Source organism: Streptomyces sp. CA-142005 (genome assembly GCF_050942335.1).
In the GTDB taxonomy this organism is placed as follows: Bacteria; Actinomycetota; Actinomycetes; order Streptomycetales; family Streptomycetaceae; genus Streptomyces.
The window spans coordinates 8878070-8896686 of record NZ_CP192078.1; the positions used below are offsets into that span (position 1 = coordinate 8878070).

General features: G+C 72.8%; 21 protein-coding genes and 1 pseudogene. 11 read left to right on the forward strand and 11 right to left on the reverse strand.

Annotated features, from left to right (window positions below):
• Positions 1-25 precede the first annotated feature (25 nt).
• Positions 26-1183 carry a site-2 protease family protein gene (locus ACQPXS_RS40915; protein ID WP_433454577.1) on the reverse strand — a complete coding sequence of 386 codons (1158 nt, stop codon included), beginning with the start codon at positions 1181-1183 and terminating at the stop codon, positions 26-28.
• A gap of 236 nt (positions 1184-1419) precedes the next feature.
• Entirely contained in the window at positions 1420-1731 is a 312-nt protein-coding gene (locus tag ACQPXS_RS40920) for a hypothetical protein (protein ID WP_433454578.1), read from the reverse strand.
• A 127-nt stretch (positions 1732-1858) separates the two neighbouring features.
• On the opposite strand from ACQPXS_RS40920, the gene ACQPXS_RS40925 reads away from it, so the two are divergent.
• Positions 1859-2809: a GlxA family transcriptional regulator gene (locus ACQPXS_RS40925; protein ID WP_433454579.1), complete on the forward strand. Its 951-nt coding sequence runs from the start codon at positions 1859-1861 to the stop codon at positions 2807-2809.
• Between the two features lie 28 nt (positions 2810-2837).
• Here the strand turns inward: ACQPXS_RS40925 and ACQPXS_RS40930 are convergent, their stop codons facing one another.
• The 4 genes from ACQPXS_RS40930 to ACQPXS_RS40945 all read right to left on the reverse strand — a co-directional run bounded on the left by ACQPXS_RS40930 (position 2838) and on the right by ACQPXS_RS40945 (position 6270).
• Complete coding sequence (locus tag ACQPXS_RS40930; protein ID WP_433454580.1) at positions 2838-3689, reverse strand: alpha/beta fold hydrolase; 852 nt, start codon at positions 3687-3689, stop codon at positions 2838-2840.
• Positions 3690-3754: 65 nt separating this feature from the next.
• The gene (locus ACQPXS_RS40935) at positions 3755-4339 is read right to left on the reverse strand and encodes a protoglobin domain-containing protein (protein ID WP_433454581.1); all 585 of its coding nucleotides are present in this window, start codon (positions 4337-4339) and stop codon (positions 3755-3757) included.
• Between the two features lie 9 nt (positions 4340-4348).
• Positions 4349-5803 (reverse strand): MFS transporter, encoded by a 1455-nt coding sequence (locus ACQPXS_RS40940; RefSeq protein WP_433454582.1) that lies wholly within the window; start codon positions 5801-5803, stop codon positions 4349-4351.
• On the reverse strand, positions 5800-6270 hold the full coding sequence (locus ACQPXS_RS40945) for a hypothetical protein (RefSeq protein ID WP_433454583.1): 471 nt from the start codon (positions 6268-6270) through the stop codon (positions 5800-5802). The genes ACQPXS_RS40940 and ACQPXS_RS40945 overlap by 4 nt, the downstream gene beginning before the upstream one ends.
• A gap of 45 nt (positions 6271-6315) precedes the next feature.
• Here ACQPXS_RS40945 and ACQPXS_RS40950 point away from each other — a divergent pair, with 45 nt between their 5' ends.
• The 3 genes from ACQPXS_RS40950 to ACQPXS_RS40960 all read left to right on the forward strand — a co-directional run bounded on the left by ACQPXS_RS40950 (position 6316) and on the right by ACQPXS_RS40960 (position 7720).
• Complete coding sequence (locus ACQPXS_RS40950; RefSeq protein WP_433454584.1) at positions 6316-6864, forward strand: alpha/beta fold hydrolase; 549 nt, start codon at positions 6316-6318, stop codon at positions 6862-6864.
• A 97-nt stretch (positions 6865-6961) separates the two neighbouring features.
• Positions 6962-7216, forward strand: a complete 255-nt coding sequence (locus ACQPXS_RS40955; protein ID WP_365324728.1) for a hypothetical protein — start codon at positions 6962-6964, stop codon at positions 7214-7216.
• A gap of 42 nt (positions 7217-7258) precedes the next feature.
• Entirely contained in the window at positions 7259-7720 is a 462-nt protein-coding gene (locus ACQPXS_RS40960; RefSeq protein ID WP_433454585.1) for an AAA family ATPase, read from the forward strand.
• Positions 7721-7945: 225 nt separating this feature from the next.
• Here the strand turns inward: ACQPXS_RS40960 and ACQPXS_RS40965 are convergent, their stop codons facing one another.
• The gene (locus ACQPXS_RS40965; protein ID WP_433454586.1) at positions 7946-8545 is read right to left on the reverse strand and encodes an Rv1733c family protein; all 600 of its coding nucleotides are present in this window, start codon (positions 8543-8545) and stop codon (positions 7946-7948) included.
• A gap of 270 nt (positions 8546-8815) precedes the next feature.
• On the opposite strand from ACQPXS_RS40965, the gene ACQPXS_RS40970 reads away from it, so the two are divergent.
• The gene (locus tag ACQPXS_RS40970; RefSeq protein ID WP_433454587.1) at positions 8816-9256 is read left to right on the forward strand and encodes a pyridoxamine 5'-phosphate oxidase family protein; all 441 of its coding nucleotides are present in this window, start codon (positions 8816-8818) and stop codon (positions 9254-9256) included.
• Positions 9257-9278: 22 nt separating this feature from the next.
• Here the strand turns inward: ACQPXS_RS40970 and ACQPXS_RS40975 are convergent, their stop codons facing one another.
• The 3 genes from ACQPXS_RS40975 to ACQPXS_RS40985 form a co-directional block, all read right to left on the reverse strand.
• Positions 9279-9743, reverse strand: coding sequence for a pyridoxamine 5'-phosphate oxidase family protein (locus ACQPXS_RS40975; protein ID WP_433454588.1), 465 nt, complete (start codon positions 9741-9743; stop codon positions 9279-9281).
• Positions 9744-10018: 275 nt separating this feature from the next.
• Positions 10019-10675, reverse strand: coding sequence for a CBS domain-containing protein (locus ACQPXS_RS40980; RefSeq protein WP_433454589.1), 657 nt, complete (start codon positions 10673-10675; stop codon positions 10019-10021).
• Between the two features lie 199 nt (positions 10676-10874).
• Positions 10875-11120, reverse strand: a complete 246-nt coding sequence (locus tag ACQPXS_RS40985) for a hypothetical protein (protein WP_433454590.1) — start codon at positions 11118-11120, stop codon at positions 10875-10877.
• Between the two features lie 347 nt (positions 11121-11467).
• Here ACQPXS_RS40985 and ACQPXS_RS40990 point away from each other — a divergent pair, with 347 nt between their 5' ends.
• From ACQPXS_RS40990 to ACQPXS_RS41000, 3 genes and pseudogenes are all read left to right on the forward strand, one after another.
• A complete protein-coding gene (locus tag ACQPXS_RS40990) occupies positions 11468-12151 on the forward strand; it encodes a response regulator transcription factor (RefSeq protein ID WP_365324740.1) in 684 nt (227 codons plus the stop codon).
• Between the two features lie 482 nt (positions 12152-12633).
• Positions 12634-12807, forward strand: a pseudogene (locus tag ACQPXS_RS40995) (GAF domain-containing protein); the annotation flags it as partial.
• Between the two features lie 48 nt (positions 12808-12855).
• A complete protein-coding gene (locus tag ACQPXS_RS41000; protein WP_433456174.1) occupies positions 12856-13752 on the forward strand; it encodes a PP2C family protein-serine/threonine phosphatase in 897 nt (298 codons plus the stop codon).
• Here the strand turns inward: ACQPXS_RS41000 and ACQPXS_RS41005 are convergent.
• Positions 13640-14893: a PP2C family protein-serine/threonine phosphatase gene (locus ACQPXS_RS41005; protein WP_433454591.1), complete on the reverse strand. Its 1254-nt coding sequence runs from the start codon at positions 14891-14893 to the stop codon at positions 13640-13642. The two genes, ACQPXS_RS41000 and ACQPXS_RS41005, sit on opposite strands and share 113 nt — an antisense overlap.
• A gap of 511 nt (positions 14894-15404) precedes the next feature.
• On the opposite strand from ACQPXS_RS41005, the gene ACQPXS_RS41010 reads away from it, so the two are divergent.
• Genes ACQPXS_RS41010 through ACQPXS_RS41020 form a run of 3 tightly spaced genes read left to right on the forward strand, consistent with a single transcriptional unit; the run spans position 15405 to position 18232 of the window.
• Entirely contained in the window at positions 15405-16310 is a 906-nt protein-coding gene (locus ACQPXS_RS41010; RefSeq protein ID WP_433454592.1) for a universal stress protein, read from the forward strand.
• Positions 16311-16331: 21 nt separating this feature from the next.
• Positions 16332-17354 (forward strand): alcohol dehydrogenase AdhP, encoded by a 1023-nt coding sequence (gene adhP / locus ACQPXS_RS41015; protein ID WP_433454593.1) that lies wholly within the window; start codon positions 16332-16334, stop codon positions 17352-17354.
• A 5-nt stretch (positions 17355-17359) separates the two neighbouring features.
• A complete protein-coding gene (locus ACQPXS_RS41020) occupies positions 17360-18232 on the forward strand; it encodes a universal stress protein (RefSeq protein ID WP_433456176.1) in 873 nt (290 codons plus the stop codon).
• Positions 18233-18617 lie beyond the last annotated feature (385 nt).

Here is an 18617-nt window from a genome sequence, read left to right on the forward strand (position 1 = left end):
CGCCCCTGCCGGCACCGGTGACCGGCTACTGCCGCGCCGTCCTGAGGCCCGCGCCCGGCGGTGTGGTCGAGGTGAGCCAGGCGATGACCCGGCTGACGTCGGAGCTGGTGACGATGCCGACGACGCGGCCGTCCACCAGCACCAGGGCGCGGCGGGCGGGACTGGCTTCCAGGGCCGGCACGAGCTGGGCCAGGGGCTCGTCGGGGCCGGCGGTGGGGATGTCGCCGAGGGGCACCATCACGGCGTCGAGCGAGGTCGAGTCGCGGTCTTCCACCGGCACTTGTCCGGCCTGCCGCACGCTGACCAGCCCCACGGGACGCCCCGCCGGGTCCGTGACCGGGAAGGCCGAGTGCCGATAGCGCCACGGCGGACCGCCGAGGAACTCCCGGACGGTCGTTCCGGCCGCGGCGGTGACCGGATCCGCGCTCATCGCCTGTCGGACCGGCACCGAACGCAGCAGTTCACGAAGTTTTGCCTGGCTGCCCTCCATGGTCGCCATGGCGACCATGAACCAGCCGATGAGCAGCAGCCACAGGCCGCCCGCGAACCCACCGGCCAGGGCCTCGTACACGCCGGTCGCGACCAGGATCCAGCCCAGCGCGCGTCCCGCGCCGGTGGCGACCTCGGTGGCACGCAGCCGGTTGCCGGTGCGCCACCACACCAGCGCGCGCAGCAGTCGCCCTCCGTCCAGCGGCGCGGCGGGCAGCACGTTGAACAGGGCCAGCAGGATGTTGATGCCCGCGAGCCAGGCCAGCGCCTCCACCAGCAGCCCCGGGCTGTGCAGCGCGTGCGTCCACCAGGTCAGCAGGGCGAAGAACCCGCCCAGCAGCAGGCTCACCAGCGGCCCGATGCCCGCGATGCGCAGTTCCGCCGTCGGGGTGGGCGCCTCGTCGTGCAGACGCGCGGCCCCGCCCAGCAGCCACAGCGTGATCTCGTCGGCGCCGACGCCGTTGCGGCGGGCCACCATGACGTGGCTGATCTCGTGGGCCAGCAGGGCCAGCAGGAACACCACGGCCGTCGCCAGGGCCGTCAGCCAGTACGCCCAGGCCGGACTGCCCGGGTGGGCGCGGGGCAGGCGCCCCTGCGCCAGCCCTATGGTGATCAGCGCGAAGACGACCAGCACGCTCCAGTGCACGCCGACGCGGACGCCCGCCACACGGCCCAGGGAGAATGTCGCGCCCACGGCCGGTACCTCCTTCGTCGCGACGCACGGGTACCCCGGCGCTGCACGGCGTATCCGAGCGCGGCGTCACGGGGGTTTTCGGCGAGGAGCCCGGCCGGCACCGCAGTCAGAGGGAAGCCGGCACCGCAGTCAGAGGGAACGGGCGGCGCGCGTCCGGGGGCGATTGGCCTTGCGGACCGCGTCGAGCAACGACCGACGCGGCACCCCGCGGCCCCCCGTCACACACTGTCCTTGCGTCACACGCTGTCCTTGCGTTCGACGACAAGGACGCGGGCCTCCGGACTGGGGTGGGCCACGTGGGCGTCGCCGGGCTCGACGCAGCACACGCGGCCGGGCACGAGCCGCTCGACGCGTTCGGCACCGTCCACGCGGTAGTGCATGTCGACCGCGCCGTCGAGGACCACGAAGACCTCGGGCCCGTCGTTGACGTGCCAGACGTACGGCTGGTCGGTCCAGTGCAGCCGGACCGTCGCCGTGTCGAATTCCGCAAGGTCCAGCGCACCCCAGGGGCGGTCGGCGGTGTGGGATGCGGCGTCGAGGAAACGCATCGGCTGTGCTCCTGAACGAACGAGAGATTCGGGACCGCCGCGGGCCTGTCCCGCGACCGCTTCACCCTCTCCGGGCAGCGGACCCGAGACCAGTGGCAGCAATGCCCATGTTCGTAAGATTGCTGCCATGCATCATGTGGTGGCGCTCGCCCTCCCGCGCGTGGTCGCCTTCGACCTCGCCATACCCGCGCAGATCTTCGGCGGTCCGGGCGGGCCGGGGGCCTATCGGTTCACGCTGTGCGCCGCCGCGGCCGGACCCGTGCCGACCACCACGGGCTTCGACCTCGTGGCGCCCCGCGGCCTCGACGCGCTCGGCGAGGCCGACACCGTGGTCGTCCCCGGCTACCAGCCGCTGACCCCGCCCGAGCCGCCCGTCCTCGACGCGCTGCGCGCCGCGGCGGCCCGCGGTGCGCGCATGGTTTCCGTCTGTACCGGCGCCTTCGCGCTCGCCGCGGCCGGGTTGCTCGACGGCCGACGTGCCACGACGCACTGGATGGACGCGGACGAACTCGCCCGTCGTCACCCGCTGGTCGACGTGGACGCCGACCTGCTCTACACCGCCCGGGAACCCGTCCTGACCAGCGCCGGATTCGCCGCCGGGATCGACCTGTGCCTGCATCTGGTGCGCGAGGACCACGGCGCCCAGGCCGCGGCGGACCTCGCCCGCCGGCTCGTCGTACCCGCGCACCGGGACGGCGGACAGGCCCAGTACCTGACCCGCGCCATGCCCACCGAGGGCACCGGCATGGCTTCCGTGTACGCCTGGGCCCTCCAGCACCTCGACCGGCCGCTGACCGTCGCCGATCTGGCCCGGCAGGCCGGCGTCTCCCCCCGCACCTTCGCCCGCCGCTTCGTCGCCGAGACCGGCACGACACCCCTGCGGTGGCTCAACGGGCAGCGCCTGCAGGAAGCCCGCCGCCTGCTGGAAGCCACCGACCTCACCGTCGAGGAAGTAGCCCGCCGCTGCGGTCTTGGCACCGCCACCAACCTCCGGCTCCACCTCGCCAGGGACGCCGCCACCACTCCCACCGGCTACCGACGCACCTTCCGTGCCCGCACCACACCGCCCCCGGCATGACCGTCCCCGCTCAAGCCCGGGGACGCACTCAGCCGGCGAAGAACTCCAGCAGCTCCCGGAGTACCACCTCCGGTTGCTCCTCCGGCAGAAAGTGCCCGCATTCGGTCACCGCCCGGCCACGGACGTCGTCGGCGTACCCTCGCCAGATCTCCAGCGCCGGCAGCTCGCCCAGCAGCCCCTGCGCGCCCCACAGGGCCAGCACCGGCATGGTCAGCCTGCGCCCCGCCTCCGCGTCGGCGCTGTCGTGTGCGTCGTCGGCGGGGAACGCCGCGCGATAGTCGTCGAATCCCGCGCGGAGGGCTCCCGGTGCGGAGAAGGCCCGTACGTAGGTGTCGATGGTCGCCGGGTCGAAGACCTCGCGCCGGTACGTCCAGCGCTCGAAGAAGTAGCGGAGGTAGCCCGCGACGTCCTTGCCGGCGAGGAGTTCGGGCAGATCGGGCTGGAGATGGAACATCCAGTGCCAGTAGGACGCGGCCAGCCGCGTGTCCCAGCGCTGCCAGAGGGCGTGGGTGGGCACGATGTCCAGCACCGCGAGCCGCCCCACCTGCTCCGGACGGTCGAGCGCCCACCGGTGCCCGACGCGAGCTCCCCGGTCGTGGCCGACCACGCCGACCGCACCGCCGAAACCGAGCGAGACGACGAGTTCGGCGACGTCACGGGCCATCGTCCGCTTGTCGTAGCCGTCCGGCGGCTTGTCGCTGTGTCCGTAGCCGCGCAGGTCCGGGGCGATGACGGTGTACGTCTCGGCGAGCGGACCGGCGAGGAACCGCCAGCAGTGCGACGTCTGCGGCCAGCCGTGCAGCAGCACCATCGGTGGCCCGTCCCCGCCCCGCGCATAGTGCATGCGGATGCCGTTCACTCTCGCCGTGCCCGGCTTCATGGCCTGTTCCTCTCCCGCCGTTTTCCTCGCGTCTCCATCGGGGCGCCGTTGATCACCGTCGTGTGTCACCAGTCGTCGGGCCCGGTGTAGGCACGAGCCCACAGGGTGACGTGGAGCAGCACCGCCTTCGTCCACGCGGCGTACATGTGCTCGACCTCGTCCTGGCTGTGCCCGTGTCCTTGCAGGAACGGCTTGGTGGTGAGGATGACCGGGGCGGTGAAGGCCAGCAGATGGCGCAGGGGGATGTGGTCGGGGGCGTCCGTGCCGTCGGTGCGGTTCTTCGCGGTGCGGGTGTGGCGCAGGCCGATCTCGTGCTGGTGGTCCAGCCAGTTCCGGTCGTACGGGCGGGTGCAGACGTCGCTGATCCACTGGACGAAACGCGGCTTGGACGCGGCCGAATACCGCGGGTCGGGCCGCCCGTCGGGGTGGGCGGAGTACGCGGCCAGGTGCGGGTGTCCGGCGATGAGGGCACGCCAGGCGTCCACCATCGCCTCGGCCTGGGGGGAGAGGACTTCGGCCGCCAGGCACAGGTAGTGCTCGTCCTCCTCGGTCAGGCCCACGGTCCCGCGCAGTTCGTCGAGTTCGGCGAGGGACACGGGGGAGCGGGCCACCTCGTCGGTGCCGTAGGTGTAGCCGGCCGGGTCAGGCATGGCGCTCCTTCACTCGTCCGTTCCGCTGCCCGCTCGTCGTCGGCGTGTCCGCCGCGTCTGTGTCTCCCCGGGAAGCAGGTCACCGGGCAGCAGACGGAGCGCGAGGACGGCGGCGGCGACGTAGAGCAGCGCCGAGCCCAGGGCGACGGTGTGGAAGCCGTGCACGAAGTGCGCGCCGCCGGGCCGGCCGGCGACGGCACCGGCCACCGCGATGCCGATCGCGCCGCCGGCCTGGCGCGCGGTGTTGTTGATGGCCGAGGCGAGACCGGAGCGTTCGCCGGGTACGGCGGCGATGGCCGCGGCGACGACGGCGGGGGTCAGCAGGCCCAGCCCGATGCCCCACAGCAGGAACGCGGGCAGCATGGCGCCGTAGCCCGACGACGGTGTGACCCGGGTCAGCAGCGCCAGGCCCGCCGCGGCGAGGAGCAGTCCGGCACCGGCCGGCAGACGGGACCCGATCCTGCTGGTCAGCCGGCCGCCGAACGGCGCCAGCACGGCCAGCGGCGCGAACAGCGGAACGATCGCCAGCCCCGCTTCCAGCGGTGGGCGATGCTGGAGCGACTGCAGGAACAGCATCAGGACGAACAGCGTGCCGAGGGTGCACAGGTTCATCGTCCCGGCCGCCGTGTTCGCCACGCTGAATCCCGCGCGCCGGAACAGCGCCAGCGGCAGCATGGCCTCGTCCCCGCGGCGCCGCTCGACGAGGACCAGCGCGACGAGCGCCGCCAGTGCCACCACCGCGGTCGCGACGACCGCCGCCGATCCGGCGCCGTAGCGCCCGCCCTGGATGAACGCGAACGTCGTCGCCAGCAACAGCAGGCTCCCCACCAGCAAGCCGGGCAGATCCAGCCTCCTGGCCTGCGGCTCCCGGCTCTCCCGGACGATCGACCCGGCCCAGGCCAGGGCCAGCAGCACGATCGGCACGTTGAGGAGGAAGATCGCCCGCCAGCCGAAGCCGTCGACCAGCGCCCCGCCCAGCAGCGGCCCCGCGGGCAGCGCCAGGCTGCCGATGCCCGCCCACACGCCGATCGCCCTCGCCTGCCCGGCCCCCTCGGGGAAGGCGTCACTGATGATCGCCAACGTGCCGGGCAGCAACAGCGCGGCTCCGATTCCCTGGACGACGCGGGCGGCGACCAGCACCGCGACGCCGGGGGCCAGGCCGCAGGCGAGCGAGCCCGCCCCGAAGACGACCAGCCCGATCAGCACGATGCGTTTGTGGCCGTGCAGATCGCCCAGCGTGCCGGCGGTCAGCATCAGCGACGCCAGCGCCAGCGCGTAGCCGTCGACCACCCACTGCAGGCCGCTCACGTCGGCGCCGAGCCCGGAACCGATCCGCGGCAGCGCGACGTTCACGATCGTCACGTCGAGCAGCACCAGAAAGTAGCCGACGCACATTACGACCAGCACGGTGCGCGGCGAGCCGGCTTTCCCGGCCCCGGGCACCGTACGCCGCAACAGACTCACCGCGGCACCGGCCACCCGGGCTGCGTACCCCCGGGCAACGCATCCATTCCCAGGGAGGCGATCGCCGCTCGGCGGTTCGACGGGTCAGCCGGAGATGGGCCGGTCGTCCCGGTGGGCCCCTTGAAGTGCTCTCCTCCTCTTGTGGGCGTAGCGGACATTGGTCGGTTCACGGCGCGGGGACCGAGGCGCAGTCGGCGGACGGGCATGAGGTTGTTGAGGACTGCCCGGCCGATGGCACCCACGAGGTCGATGGTAGTGCCGGCGATCACGCCGGCTGCCTGGACGACCTGGTCGCGGACGGTGTGGAGAGCGATGCTGAAGCCGGCCCGGTCCGGGTCGGCCCCGGGGACGGTGCTGGTGGCGTCGGCGATGGCGATCCTTATCGCCTGGTAGACGGTTAGCAGGGCGTAGATTTCCTGCGCGATGCCCGGCAGAGTGCGGGCCCGCAGCACGCGTCGGCCGAGCACCGATTTCTTGATCGCGAAGTAGGCGGACTCCCCTTCCCATCTCTCGTGATCCAGCCTGACCAGCTCGAAGGCCGGATAGCGGTGGGGATCGAGCAGGGTAGTGGCCAGGCGGTAGACGCCGCTGTGTCGTCCGGCGGTGGTGGCGATGGTGATCTCGCATTCGATGAGGCGGACCTGGACACCGCCCGGGGCCGCGAGATGCTGGAGCGCGACCGTCGCGGCTTCTGCCCGTACCTGTGGACGACGTGGTCACCGGGGTGGGAGATCGCCGACACCGACTTCGATCGAGCGGCCACGGCCTGGGACAACCCCGACTGGGCCGAGATCAGCGCCCACGCCTATCTGCACCGCTGGGGCGAGGCTCCCGGTGACCCGGCCTACCAGGACCTGGAGCACCGCCTCGCCGAGCCGCCACCGGTCCGGGTCCCGTCCCTCGTCCTGCACGGCGAACGTGACGGCGACAACCTCGCCGAGACCACGGAAGGCAAGGACGACCTGTTCGCCGAGCACTACCAGCGCATCCTGCTGCCTGACGTCGGCCACTTCCCACCCCGCGAAGCCCCGCAGCCACAGCGGAGGCGATTCTGCGCCTGACTCCCACGACCGGTCCTTGAGTGTGGCCGTTTCCGGCGCGTGTCACAGGGAACCCTGCACACCTGCAAGCTGCTCCGACCCTGATGGGAGGGCGGGCATGACCGGCCAGAACAACCACCGCGGGGACCGCTACGACCGGGCGCGCAGCGAAGAGGAGCCCGGAGCGCACTCGGGCTCCGAGAGCCAGGCACGGGAGCGGTCACTGCCGGGTACGGCGAGTGCGAAAGAGGGCTACCAGCCGGAGCGCGGTACGACGGCGGGCAACCCACTGGAAGGCGTGGAGGCCGCCGAAGGGACCGAGGGCGAGCCGGAAGGCGAGGGAGAGACCGGCCGCCGTCGGCAGGCTCCCTGACGGGTGCAGGCGGTCCACCGGTCACATGGCATCGTGGCGGTCATGGCGATCGACGTGGACGTGGCCGTGCTGGTCGGGCTGCAGGCGTCCGGAAAGACCACCTTCTACGCGCGGTGTCTGTCCGGCCGGTACGCCCTGGTCAGCAAGGACCTGTTTCCGCGGGGCGCCAGGAACAAGCAGCGGCGGCAGATGCGACTGGTGGAGGAGCACCTGGTGGCGGGGCGGCCGGTCGCCGTGGACAACACCAACCCCTCGCCACAGGAGTGGGGCCCGCTGGTGGAGCTGGCCCACACGCACGGGGCGACGGTCACGGCCTACTGGTTCCCGCCTGACGTGACCGGCTCGCTGCGACGCAACGCCGCACGTGAGGGCCGTGACCGAGTCCCGGACGTCGGCGTCCTCGCCACGCTGAAGCGGCTGCGCGAACCATCGACGGCGGACGGGTTCGACGACGTCCGGGAGGTACGGTTCGACGGGCGGGGCGGCTTCGACGTGCGGGGATGAGGTGAGCGCCGGAACGGCCGAGGCGTTGGATGCCATGCCCTCGGGACGCGGAGCCGGCGCATCCTCGCGCGTCCTACCCGTCCTGAGCCTCGTCGGCCTGCGCCTGCTCCGCACACCGAAGGGACAGTCGACGCATGGGGATCCGATGTCGGATCGAGTCCACCCGCGCGCGGTCGGCGTTGGGGAACACGGCCTGGAACCGGGTATGTTCCGGGAAACACGAGGTCAGCTCGTCATGTGCCCCCACCGCGGGCCGACCAGGTCCCACTCCGCGTCCCATCGCTCCATGCGCCGCCGGTCGAGCCACCACCGTCCGGCGCTCCCGACGGCGAACACCAACCCGCTCAGCGCAAGGGCGGCCGAGGCTCCCAGGAGTCCCGCCTCGACAGCCGCCTTGCCGGGAGCCGGTGGCCGGGCGCTCGGCTGCCCGTTGTGATCGATCCAGATGGTGAGCGTGGAGCCTGCTTTCCGCCCGCTGTCCACTTGCGCCGTGCCGGTGCGGGTGGAGCCGTCAAACGCCGTCCAGCGGACCTTCGCCGAGACCAGGTCCCGGCCCGTCCCCGACACCGCCGTGTACGGGACATCGGTCAGGAGTACGGCGTGGACGAGGGTTCGCTCGGCGCGCTGCCGGGCGAACGACCGGTCGGCGGCGTGGGCGGTCATCGCACCGGCCACCGTTCCGCCCACCACGACGAGCAGCCACATGGCGAGCAGGAGCCATGCCTCCAGGACGTCGTCACGCCGTCGGATCGGATTGCTCCGCCACCGCCACAGCGGCAGCCTCGTGCGCTTGGGCTCGCTGCCGGCCGGCTTGTCGTCGCGCATCTCTCCACCCCTCCTCGTCCTCAGACGAAGACGGTGACAGCACGCGCCGTACCGTCACATGGGCCGACCAGCCGCAGGCCGAGGGCCGAAGGGGCCAACCGGTGAGATGGTCCGGCCATGGACGACGAGAAAGGGCGGTTGGTCCCTTGCTTGGCGCCCTTCCTACGGCCGCTCTCCGGCGCGGGAGGGACCGGTGGCCCCTCATCCGCGGCCGCCACCCGGGTCAGCATGGAGCGTAGATCCCCAACTCGGAGAGAGACGGGCCGGCTCATGTACCCGAACGATGGTTTCCGCGAACTCGGTCGCGAGGAGTGCCTGCGCCTGCTGGCGACGGTTCCCGTCGGTCGGATCGTCTACACGCGCAAGGCGCTGCCCGCTGTCCTGCCGGTCAATTTCCGCCTGGACCACGACGGCGCGGTGGTGCTGCGCACCGCGGCGGCTTCGGAATCGGCTCGCGCGGTCGACGGCGCGGTCGTGGCCTTCGAGGCGGACGCGGTCAACGCCCTCGCGCAGGCCGGCTGGAGCGTGGTCGTCACAGGCCGCGCCGAGGTCGTGACCGACGAGGCCGAGCGGCAACGCCTGGAAGGGATCGGCCTGTGTTCCTGGGTGCCCGCACCCGAGGAGGTGTTCGTGCGCATCGAGCCCGAACTGGTCACCGGGCGTGAACTCCTCGCGGGCCGCACCCTCTACGGCTTGCACCTCTCCACGTGAGCCCGCCCCGCTGCCGTCGTGCTCAGGCGGCTCCGGGCTCCTCGGCCGCGGTGAGACGGACGCCGGTGATCAGGTCGGGGCGGATGCGCACCGCGTAGTCCATGGTCTGGTTCACCCAGGGATGGAGCAGGGCCTGGTAGCGGGCCAGTTCATGGGGATCGGTCACGAGGTGGGCGTAGCCGGTCACGACCACACTCCAACCCAGGTGGGTGTGCGGGTCGATGGTGTCGGCCTCGTAGGCGACGACGACGCCGGGGGCGCCCGCCTGCCGGGTGTGCGAGGTCAGGGCCGCGCCTTCATGGGTGCGGATGACGATGTCGCCGCCGTCCAGGAGGTGGTTGACCGGGCGGACGGTGGGCAGCGCCTGGCGGGTGAAGACGACCCTGCCGAAGGAAACGCTGCCCAGCAGCCGCAGCGCTTCGTCGCTGTCGAGCTCGACGCTGCGGCGCGGTCCGGTGGAAACGGTCTGGACGTTGTCGGTGGTCATGGCGGGCTTCCGTACGGACTCGCTGCTCACTGCGGTGTGTCTCCGGCCGGCGTGGCGGGGTTCGCACGCGCCCGGCCGCCGTCGCGACGGCTGGTGCGCCGGTATGGCATGTGTGCTGTCCTCCAGGGCGCGGGCGGCTGCCTGTCCACGGCGCCGGCGAGCCGGAGGCCACGGACAGATCGATCAGGTCATTGGAACGGCACCGGGTCTCCTCACACCAGGGCCGTTCGGCCCTGCTTCGCGGCCGGGCGGACCCTCGCTGCCCCGGCGGACCCTCACTGCGCCGGCAAACCCTCCTCCGCATCCCGTCGGCCAGGCGATCGGCCGTCGTCGGCTGCGAACCTCAGGTGGTTCAGCACACCGACCACCCCGTCCACCCGCCAGGTCGACCGGACCAGCGACGCGACGTCACCGCGATCGGGGAGACACCCTTCCAGCACGACCATGCCCTCTCGGACGGAGACGGCGACCGCACCGGATGGCAGGCCGAGCGTGCCGGGCAGCACCTCGTCGATCACCTGCCGGCGAATCTCCTCGTCCGTACGCAGGAAGGCCCGCAGCAGGTCCCGACGGGTGGCGATGCCGATGATGCGGTCCTCCTCGTCCACCACCGGGAGTCGGTCGACCCCGTGACGCTCCATCACCCGTGCGGCGTCCGAGACACGTTGCTCGGGGTGAACCGTGACCGCGGGGGTCGTCATCAGCTCGCCCACAGCCGTGGCCGCCGAGCCACGCGGGCGGGCTCGGGCCGTCCAGCCATGCGCGAGGTCGGTGCCGGAGACCACGCCGACCACCTTGTCGTCGTGGTCCACGACCGGAAGCGCGCGAATGCGGTGCCGGTTCAGCAACCGCAGCACGTCCTCGGGCGACGTCTCCCGGCTCGCGCAGACGACGTCGCTGGTCATGATCTCGCCGACGGTGTGTGTCCTCATGGGGCCTCCCTCCTCGACCGAGCACGAGTGAGAGGCCGTGGAGCCGCGCTCCATACGGCACCACACCTTCTCTGCCCGAGCCGCGCCGCACTCCTTGCTCCGGCGCCTCTTCAGCCTCGCAGCCGGCCGCGCCAGGGGGCAGGGCCGGAAGTGACAGGAAGGGGGGCCGACCCGCCTCGCACCGCGGGGACGGATGGCTCTAATGCCGCTTGCCGTCGGTTGGGCCGCCACGCCACGGAGGCGGAGTGGCCGTCCGGCGTGCGCCGTCCCCGCGGTGTACGGCGGTCTCGACCTGGCCGCGCAGCCGGTCCTGCAGCCGGTCCGCGAGTTCTCGGGCGCTCGCCTCCTCCGCGTGCACGACCACGCGGGCGCTGCCCACACGGAGCTCGGCCCCGGCGGACCACGGCCGCTCGACGTGGTGCGCGGCGGCCCTCGCGACGCTCACCTCGCCGGTGACCTCCGGAAGTACCGGCCGGCCGAGAGCCGCGTCGACCTTGGCCCGGACGTATGGGCGTCGGCTCCACACTGCTGCAGGTGCCGGTCGCGACCCAGGGCTTCCAGGCCCCGGGGACAGGGCCGAGCGGCCCCTCCGCGTGCACGTCTCCCGCGTGTGGGGACCGCGACGGCGGCGCCGGGCACGGCAGCACGACCCGTGGACCTGTCGTGGCGAACGCCGAATGAGGGCCGACCGGCCCTGGTCCTCAGGTCCCGAAACGAGAAAGATCTCGGTGGACAGGGTCGCTCCTGTCCACCGGCGGACATCGGTACACAACGCAGGACAAGGAGTCTTCGATGGCGGACGGCGAGCAGGACAGCACGATCCGGGTCTTCCTGCTGGACGACCACGAGGTGGTGCGGCGCGGCGTGCGCGACCTGCTGGACGACGAGCCGGACATCAGCGTGGTCGGCGAGGCCGGCACGGTGGAGCAGGCCTTGGCCCGGGTCCCCGCGCTGCGCCCGCAGGTGGCCGTGCTCGACGTCCGCCTGCCCGACGGCGACGGCGTGACCGTGTGCCGGGAACTGCGCTCCCGGATGCCCGAGCTGACCTGCCTGATGCTGACCTCCTTCGACGACGAGGAGGCCCTGCTCGACTCGATCATGGCGGGCGCGGCCGGATACGTCCTGAAGCAGATCCAGGGTTCGGACCTCGTGTCCGCCGTACGCACCGTGGCCGGCGGCCAGTCCCTGCTCGACCCGAGCGCCACGACCAAGCTGATGGCCCGGCTGCGCGGCGGTCAGCAGCAGGAGCAGGAGCCGGACGAGCTCAAGGGCCTGACGGAACGTGAGCGGGAGATCCTGGCCCTGATCGGCGAGGGGCTGACCAACCGTCAGATCGGTCAGCGGCTGTACCTGGCCGAGAAGACGGTGAAGAACCACATCTCCCGCCTGCTCGCCAAGCTCGGCGTCGAGCGGCGTATCCAGGCCGCGGTCATCGCCACCCAGGTCCAGGACCGCCGCCGGCAGGAAGGCGACTGAAGTCCCTGGACCGGAGCGCGCCGGACGAGGCGCCCGGTCGGCCCGCCTTCCTCACCGAGCCGGGCTTGCGGACGCGGCCTTTCCAGCCGAGGCGAGATCCCAGTGCTCTCATCCCGGGTACCCGAGCATGGGTCACCGAACGGGAAAGACGAGGGCGCGGATGAGCACGGCTCACCTGCCTCCACTGGCGGGCGCCGAGGCTCTGGACCACTTCCAGGAGGGCCTGCAGCAGCTCGCTCACGCCACGGCCGGCTGCGCTCCCTGCTGGACGCCGTACTGACCATCAGCAGCGCCCTGGAGCTGGAGGTGGTGCTGCACGCCATCGTGGACTCCGCCCGGAACCTGGTCGACGCGCGGTACGCCGCCATCGGCGTCCTGGACGAGGACGGCGACTTCACCGAGCTGATCACCGCCGGGTTCGGAGCCGACCAGCTCCGCCAGGACGCGGGTGCCGAGCTGCCCCACGGCACCGGGCTGCTCGGCGACTGGTCCGCCATCCCCAGCCCCTGCGCGTGGAGGACCTGGCCGCCGACCCCCGCGCCGCGGGCTTTCCCGAGGGCCACCCCGTCATGACCACCCCGCTCGGTGTGCCGATCCGGGTGCGCAGCACCGTCTACGGCAACCCGTACCTCGCCGACAAGCGCAACGGCGCCTTCACCGACGACGACCAGGAGATCCTTACCGCGCTCGCCGGCGCGGTCGGCGTGGCCATCGAGAACGCCCGCCTCTACGGGCGCCTGCGCCAGGCCACCGAGGAGTTCCAGCGCCGCCTGCTGCCCACCCTCCCCGCACTGCCCCATCTGGAACCGCAGGCCCGCTGCCAGCCCTCCAGCGATGCCCCGCGCATCGGCGGCGACTGGTACGACCTGATCCACCTTCCCGGCGACGTCCCCTTTCTGATGGTCGGCGACGTCATGGGTCACGGCCTCGAAGCCGCCACGCTCATGAGCCAGATCAGCAACGTCCTGCGGGTGGTCGCTTATGACGAGCAGGAGCCGCCCAGCCGGATCCTGCACCGCCTCGACGAGATCCTGCACGACCTGCACGGCGGCCCCATGGCCACCGTGGTCGTCGCCCGCCTGGAGCACGCCGCGGCCGACGGCAGCCGCCTGCTGCGCTGGGCGAGCGCCGGGCATCTGCCGCCCCTCCTGATCACTCCCGATCACCAGGCCCGCTACCTGCACATGGAGTCGGCCGGCCACCCTCTGGGCGTCGACCCCACGCTCCCTCGCCCCGACCACGAGCGGATGCTCCCGGCCGGGGCCACCCTGCTCCTGCCCACCGACGGACTCGCCGAGCACCGCGACCAACCGCTCGACGAGGGCATGGCAGGCCATCGCCCTCGCGGCGAGCCGCGCCGCAGGGCCTCTTCCGGAACTGTGCGACGCCCTCCTGGCCCAGAACGAAGGCGCCTTCCTGGACGACGTCGCCATCCGGACGGCCGGCGTCACCCCGTGAGCCGGGCGGCCGCGTCGTCGTGGCCCCCGTTCAGAGCCGTGCGACGACCAGGGCGACGTCGTCGCGGCCGCCGCTGGCGACGCCGAGGCGCGCCAGGACGGTGTCGGCGAGCTGTTCGGTGTCGAGGGGCACGCACTCGTTGAGCACGTCGGTCAGCCGGCCCAGACCGGCGTCGATGTCCTCACCGCGGCGTTCGATGAGCCCGTCGGTGTACAGCACCAGGGTGTCCCCGGACTTGTAGGTCGCGCTCGCCTGTGGGCGGGGGACGTGCTGGGGGCGGGTGCCGAGCGGCGGGTCGGTGGCCTGGTCCAGCAGTTCGCAGCGGCCGTCGCGGTGGAGGAGCACTGGCGGTGGATGTCCCGCACTGCTGTAGGTGATCAGGCGGCTGCGGGTGTCGACGATCGCTTTGACGGCGGTGGTGCCCAGCGCCCCGTCGATGGACCGGGCGTACAGACCGAGCACTTCCAGCGCCTGGGCCGGCCGTTCCAGGGCGCGGATGGCGGCGGACAGGGCGCTGCGGAGCATGCCCATCACGGCTGCGGCTTCGAGGCCGTGGCCGATGACGTCGCCGACGGCGAGGGCGAGCCGGTCGGGCGGGATGTCGACGACGTCGTACCAGTCGCCGCACACGTTGAGGGAGCCGGTGGCGGGCAGGTAGCGCACGGCCACATCGCGGTGGCGGGCCAGGTCGGGGGCATGCAGCATGGCCTGCTGCAGGGCGACGGCGACCTCGCGTTCGCGGGTGTGGGCCTGCCGTAGTTCCTCGTTCAGCCGTTGCAGCTCCCGCGCACGTGCGTACAGCTCGGCCTCCAGAGCCTGGGTTTCGTCCAGGCGCTCGCCCACCCGGATGCCGGCGGCGGGGTGGGCGGCCCGGTGCGCCTTGACGAACGAGGTGACGTCCTCCACCCGGTGGATGATGTAGGCCACCTGCCCGTCCGGTCCCACGACCGGGGTGTTCACCGGGGACCACCAGCGCTCCTCGAACACCCCTGGCCGGCCCATGACGGGGATGTCGTACTTCTGCAGGGCCATCGTGTCGGGCCGGCGAGTGGCCAGCACCCGGTGCAGGGAAGCACCGAGATTGCGGACCCCGTCGGCCTCCGGGTCGGCGGGGTTGTCGGGGAACGCGGCGAAGATGTGCCGGCCGAGCAGGTCCTCCCGGGTGCGCCCGGTGGCCGCCAGGTAGGCCCGGTTCACGTCCACGATGACGAGGTCCGGACCGAGCACGAGGTAAGGGCTCGGCGTGGCGGCGAACAGCGCCGTGTGGTCGACCCGCGATGCCACCGGCAGCACTCCCTTCCCGCCTCCATGACTTCTCCTTCAATCTAGGCGCCGTTTTCCGGCCACGCCCGCCGTCCGGCCCACGTCGGCGGCATGCGCCCGGCCGGGAGTCCGCGGCCGGTGCGCCCCCGGTGCGCAGCGTGTCCCTCGAGGAGCCGTTCCCCGTCGACCACCCTCGTCAGCGGTCCGCCCGGCCCCCCGCAGGCGCTTTCGGCCCAGGTGATCGACGGCTCGTCCGCCCGCCGGGGAGCCGTCATCCCTGCCTTGGCGGAGCCGAGGCGCCGCCCGCTGCCGGGCGCGATCCGGTGGGCCACGCGACGCGTTGTCCGGCTGGCTCTCGCCCCAACCGGCCCGCCGGACAGGGACGTTCAGCCCATCCGGTGGAGACCTTCGGCATCCGGCGCCACGCCGTGCACCGGACGAGAGTGGGGGATGAGGGGCCCGGCGGCCCCTGCCCGCGTAACCCCTGAGCACGACGTCGGAATCGGGTTCCCCGATTCAGGAGGTGGAGATCATGCCCCGCACCATCACCGTGGGTCTCGACGGCTCGCCCGAGAGCCGCGCCGCCGCGGAATGGGCCGCCCGCGAGGCGAAGCTGCGCGGAGTGGCCGTCAGGCTCGTACAGGTCTGGGAGCCCGCACCGGCTCCGACGGCCCACGCCCCGTTCCTCGGCGCCGAGACCTACCAGCACTGGACCGAGCGGATCCCCCGGGAGGCCGCCGAAGGCCTGCGGCTGCGCCACCCCGGTGTCGAGGTGAGCACGGAGCAGCTCAGCGGTTCGCCCGCCGAGGCGCTGGCGGGCGCGGCGAAGGACGCCGAGCTGCTGGTCGTCGGCTCGCGCGGGCTGGGCGGGATCGCCGGCTTCCTGGTCGGCTCCGTCGGACTCGGGGTCGTGGCGCACGCCGAGCGGCCCGTCGTCCTGGTCCGGGCGGGTGAGCAGGCTGCGGAAGAGCACGAGACGGACGCGGCCGGTGCCCCGTCCGCCGCCACCTCCTTCAGGCCGGTCGTCCTCGGACTCGACCTCGGCAGCCCCGACGAAACGGTGATCCGGTTCGCCCTCGACGCCGCCGCCCGCCGCGAGGCGCCGCTGCGCGTCGTGCACGGCTGGAACCCGACGCCGTACTACGCCTACGGCATGGCCCCCGACCCCGGAATCCAGCAGTTGCTCGCGGACACCGACGCCGGCGCCGTGGCCGAGGTGCTGGCCCCCTGGCGGCGGAAGTTCCCGGACGTCCAGGTCGTCGCGGAGTCCAGCTTCGGCAGCCCGTCCAACCTCCTGATCGACGCCTCCCGCGACGCCTCCCTGGTGGTGGTCGGCCGGCGCGTCCGCCAGTCCGCCGCCGGCGCCCACATCGGTCCCGTCACCCATGCCGTCCTGCACCACGCCACTGCGCCCGTCGCCGTCGTCCCGCACGACTGACCGACCCTGAGGAGCCGACACATGAAGGCAGCAGTCGTACGAGCCTTCGGCGAACCCCTCGTCATCGAGGAACGCCCCGATCCCGAGCCCGGCCCCGGCCAGGTCCGCATCCGCGTCGAGGCCTGCGGGCTGTGCCACACCGACATCCACGCCGCGCACGGCGACTGGCCGGTCAAGCCGAACCCGCCGTTCGTGCCCGGTCACGAGGGCGTCGGCGTGGTCGAGGCGCTCGGTGACGGCGTCACCCACCTGACCGTCGGCCGGCGGGTCGCCGTGCCGTGGCTGGGCAAGGCCTGCGGGCGCTGCGAGCACTGCCTGTCCGGCTGGGAGACCCTGTGCGAGCAGCAGATCAACACCGGCTACGGCTGCGACGGCGGCTACGCGGAGAAGATGCTCGCCTGGGCCGACTTCGCCCAGCCGGTTCCCGAGGGCATCACGCCGTTCGAGGCCGCCCCGCTGACGTGCGCCGGCGTGACGACGTACAAGGCGTTGAAGGTCGCCGAGGTCCGGCCCACCCAGCTGGTGGCGATCTCCGGCGTCGGAGGCCTCGGTCACCTCGCCGTGCAGTACGCGAAGATCGCCGGTGCCACCGTCGCCGCGATCGACGTCACCGACGACAAGCTCGAACTCGCCGAGGAACTCGGCGCCGATCTCGTCATCGACGCCCGCACACAGGACGTCGGCCAGGTGCTCAGGGAGCACGGTGGGGCCCACGCCGCGATCGCGCTCGCGGTGAACGACGCCGCGTTCGAGGCGGTCAACTCCGGGCTGCGACGCGGCGGGAAGCTGGTCATGGTGGCCCTGCCCGCGCACGGCACCGTCCGCGTCCCGATCTTCGACACCGTGCTGAACGGCACCTCGGTGATCGGCTCCATCGTGGGCACCCGGCAGGATCTCGCCGAGGTCTTCCGGCTCCACGCGGCCGGCCGCACCGAGGTCATCCATGAGACCCGGCCCCTCACCTCCGTCAACGAATCCATCGGCGAGGTCCTGGGCGGCCAGGTCAAGGCCCGCGTCGTCTTCGACCTCGCAGCGGAGGGCTGATGGCGATGGACCTCCCGATCGTCGTGGGCGTGGACGGCTCCGAGCCGAGCCTGCGGGCCGTCGACTGGGCGGCCGACGAGGCCGCCGTGCGCGGGGTGCCGCTCCGCTTGGTGTACGCCTCGCTGTGGGAACGGTACGAGGGCGTCTGTCTCGCCGAAGAGCTCGGCAAGCCCTCCGAGCAGGTGATGGCCGAGGACGTGGTGGCGACGGCCGAGCGGCGGGCCCGGCGCCGGCAGGCCGACATGAAGATCTCCACCGACGTCCTGCCCGAGGAACCGGAGTACGCCCTCGTACGGGAGAGCCGCACCGCCTCGGCGGTCGTCCTGGGCTCCCGCGGCCGAAGCGGAGTGGCCGAGGCGCTCCTCGGCTCCGTCAGCGTGACGGTGGCCGGTCACGCGCACTGCCCGGTCGTCGTGCTGCGCGGCAGCCACGACAACCAGGCGCGGTCCGGGATGCGCGGCCGCATCGCCGTCGGCGTCGGCGACAACGCGGAGAGCGCGGCGGCGGTGCGCTTCGCCGTGGACGAGGCGCGGCTGCGCGGAGTGCCTCTTGACGCCGTACGAGCCTGGCGCTGCCCCGCGCACGAGAGCATCGAGCACGGCCAGTTGACGGGCGAGGCGGCCCGACGGCATGCGGAACGGGCCGCGGAGGTGCTGGAAGCGGCCCTGCGGGACGTCCCGGCCGATGTCGAGGTGCGCCGGCGTACCGTCGAGGGCCCCGCCCGCCCGGTGCTGACGGCCGTCTCGGCCGAGGCGGACCTGCTGGTCGTCGGAGCCCGGCGGCGCGAGGGCCACCACGGCCTCCAACTCGGCCGTGTCGCCCACGCGGTGCTGCACCACGCCGCCTGCCCGGTCGCCGTCGTACCGCAGCGGGCGTGACGCGCTGGCCGGGATCGCCGTCCGGGTGCCGGTGGAGGACGGCTTGCCCGACGCGGCGGTGGCCGGTACGACGGTCTCGGCGGCCTCCTCGGCAGCGGGCGCCTCGACGACCGCCGCCGCCTCCTGAGCCTTCTCGGCCTCGTCGGCGGCGGACGCGGCACCGGCCGGGACCACGGTCTCGGCGGTCTCGGCGCCCACCGGCCTCACGGTGACGCTGAACCGCGAGGCCGGTGAGCTCGACGAGGCCTTCGACGCGGCTGCCGCCGGCACGTCGAACCGCATCCTCAGCGCCCGCCGGGTGGGCCGCCCGCGAGGCGGTGCGTCGTCACCGGCCGCTCCGACCGGTGCGCGCCCCGAACCGGCCTGCCCGCCGGACGGACGGCGA

Excerpts from the sequence above, each read along its gene's own strand:
- ACQPXS_RS40920 (WP_433454578.1), bottom strand. The coding sequence starts at position 1,731 with ATGCGTTTCCTCGACGCCGCATCCCACACCGCCGACCGCCCCTGGGGT.
- ACQPXS_RS40925 (WP_433454579.1), top strand. The coding sequence starts at position 1,859 with ATGCATCATGTGGTGGCGCTCGCCCTCCCGCGCGTGGTCGCCTTCGAC.
- ACQPXS_RS40930 (WP_433454580.1), bottom strand. The coding sequence starts at position 3,689 with ATGAAGCCGGGCACGGCGAGAGTGAACGGCATCCGCATGCACTATGCG.
- ACQPXS_RS40935 (WP_433454581.1), bottom strand. The coding sequence starts at position 4,339 with ATGCCTGACCCGGCCGGCTACACCTACGGCACCGACGAGGTGGCCCGC.
- ACQPXS_RS40955 (WP_365324728.1), top strand. The coding sequence starts at position 6,962 with ATGACCGGCCAGAACAACCACCGCGGGGACCGCTACGACCGGGCGCGC.
- ACQPXS_RS40960 (WP_433454585.1), top strand. The coding sequence starts at position 7,259 with ATGGCGATCGACGTGGACGTGGCCGTGCTGGTCGGGCTGCAGGCGTCC.
- ACQPXS_RS40965 (WP_433454586.1), bottom strand. The coding sequence starts at position 8,545 with ATGCGCGACGACAAGCCGGCCGGCAGCGAGCCCAAGCGCACGAGGCTG.
- ACQPXS_RS40970 (WP_433454587.1), top strand. The coding sequence starts at position 8,816 with ATGTACCCGAACGATGGTTTCCGCGAACTCGGTCGCGAGGAGTGCCTG.
- ACQPXS_RS40975 (WP_433454588.1), bottom strand. The coding sequence starts at position 9,743 with ATGACCACCGACAACGTCCAGACCGTTTCCACCGGACCGCGCCGCAGC.
- ACQPXS_RS40980 (WP_433454589.1), bottom strand. The coding sequence starts at position 10,675 with ATGAGGACACACACCGTCGGCGAGATCATGACCAGCGACGTCGTCTGC.
- ACQPXS_RS40990 (WP_365324740.1), top strand. The coding sequence starts at position 11,468 with ATGGCGGACGGCGAGCAGGACAGCACGATCCGGGTCTTCCTGCTGGAC.
- ACQPXS_RS41010 (WP_433454592.1), top strand. The coding sequence starts at position 15,405 with ATGCCCCGCACCATCACCGTGGGTCTCGACGGCTCGCCCGAGAGCCGC.
- adhP (WP_433454593.1), top strand. The coding sequence starts at position 16,332 with ATGAAGGCAGCAGTCGTACGAGCCTTCGGCGAACCCCTCGTCATCGAG.
- ACQPXS_RS41020 (WP_433456176.1), top strand. The coding sequence starts at position 17,360 with ATGGACCTCCCGATCGTCGTGGGCGTGGACGGCTCCGAGCCGAGCCTG.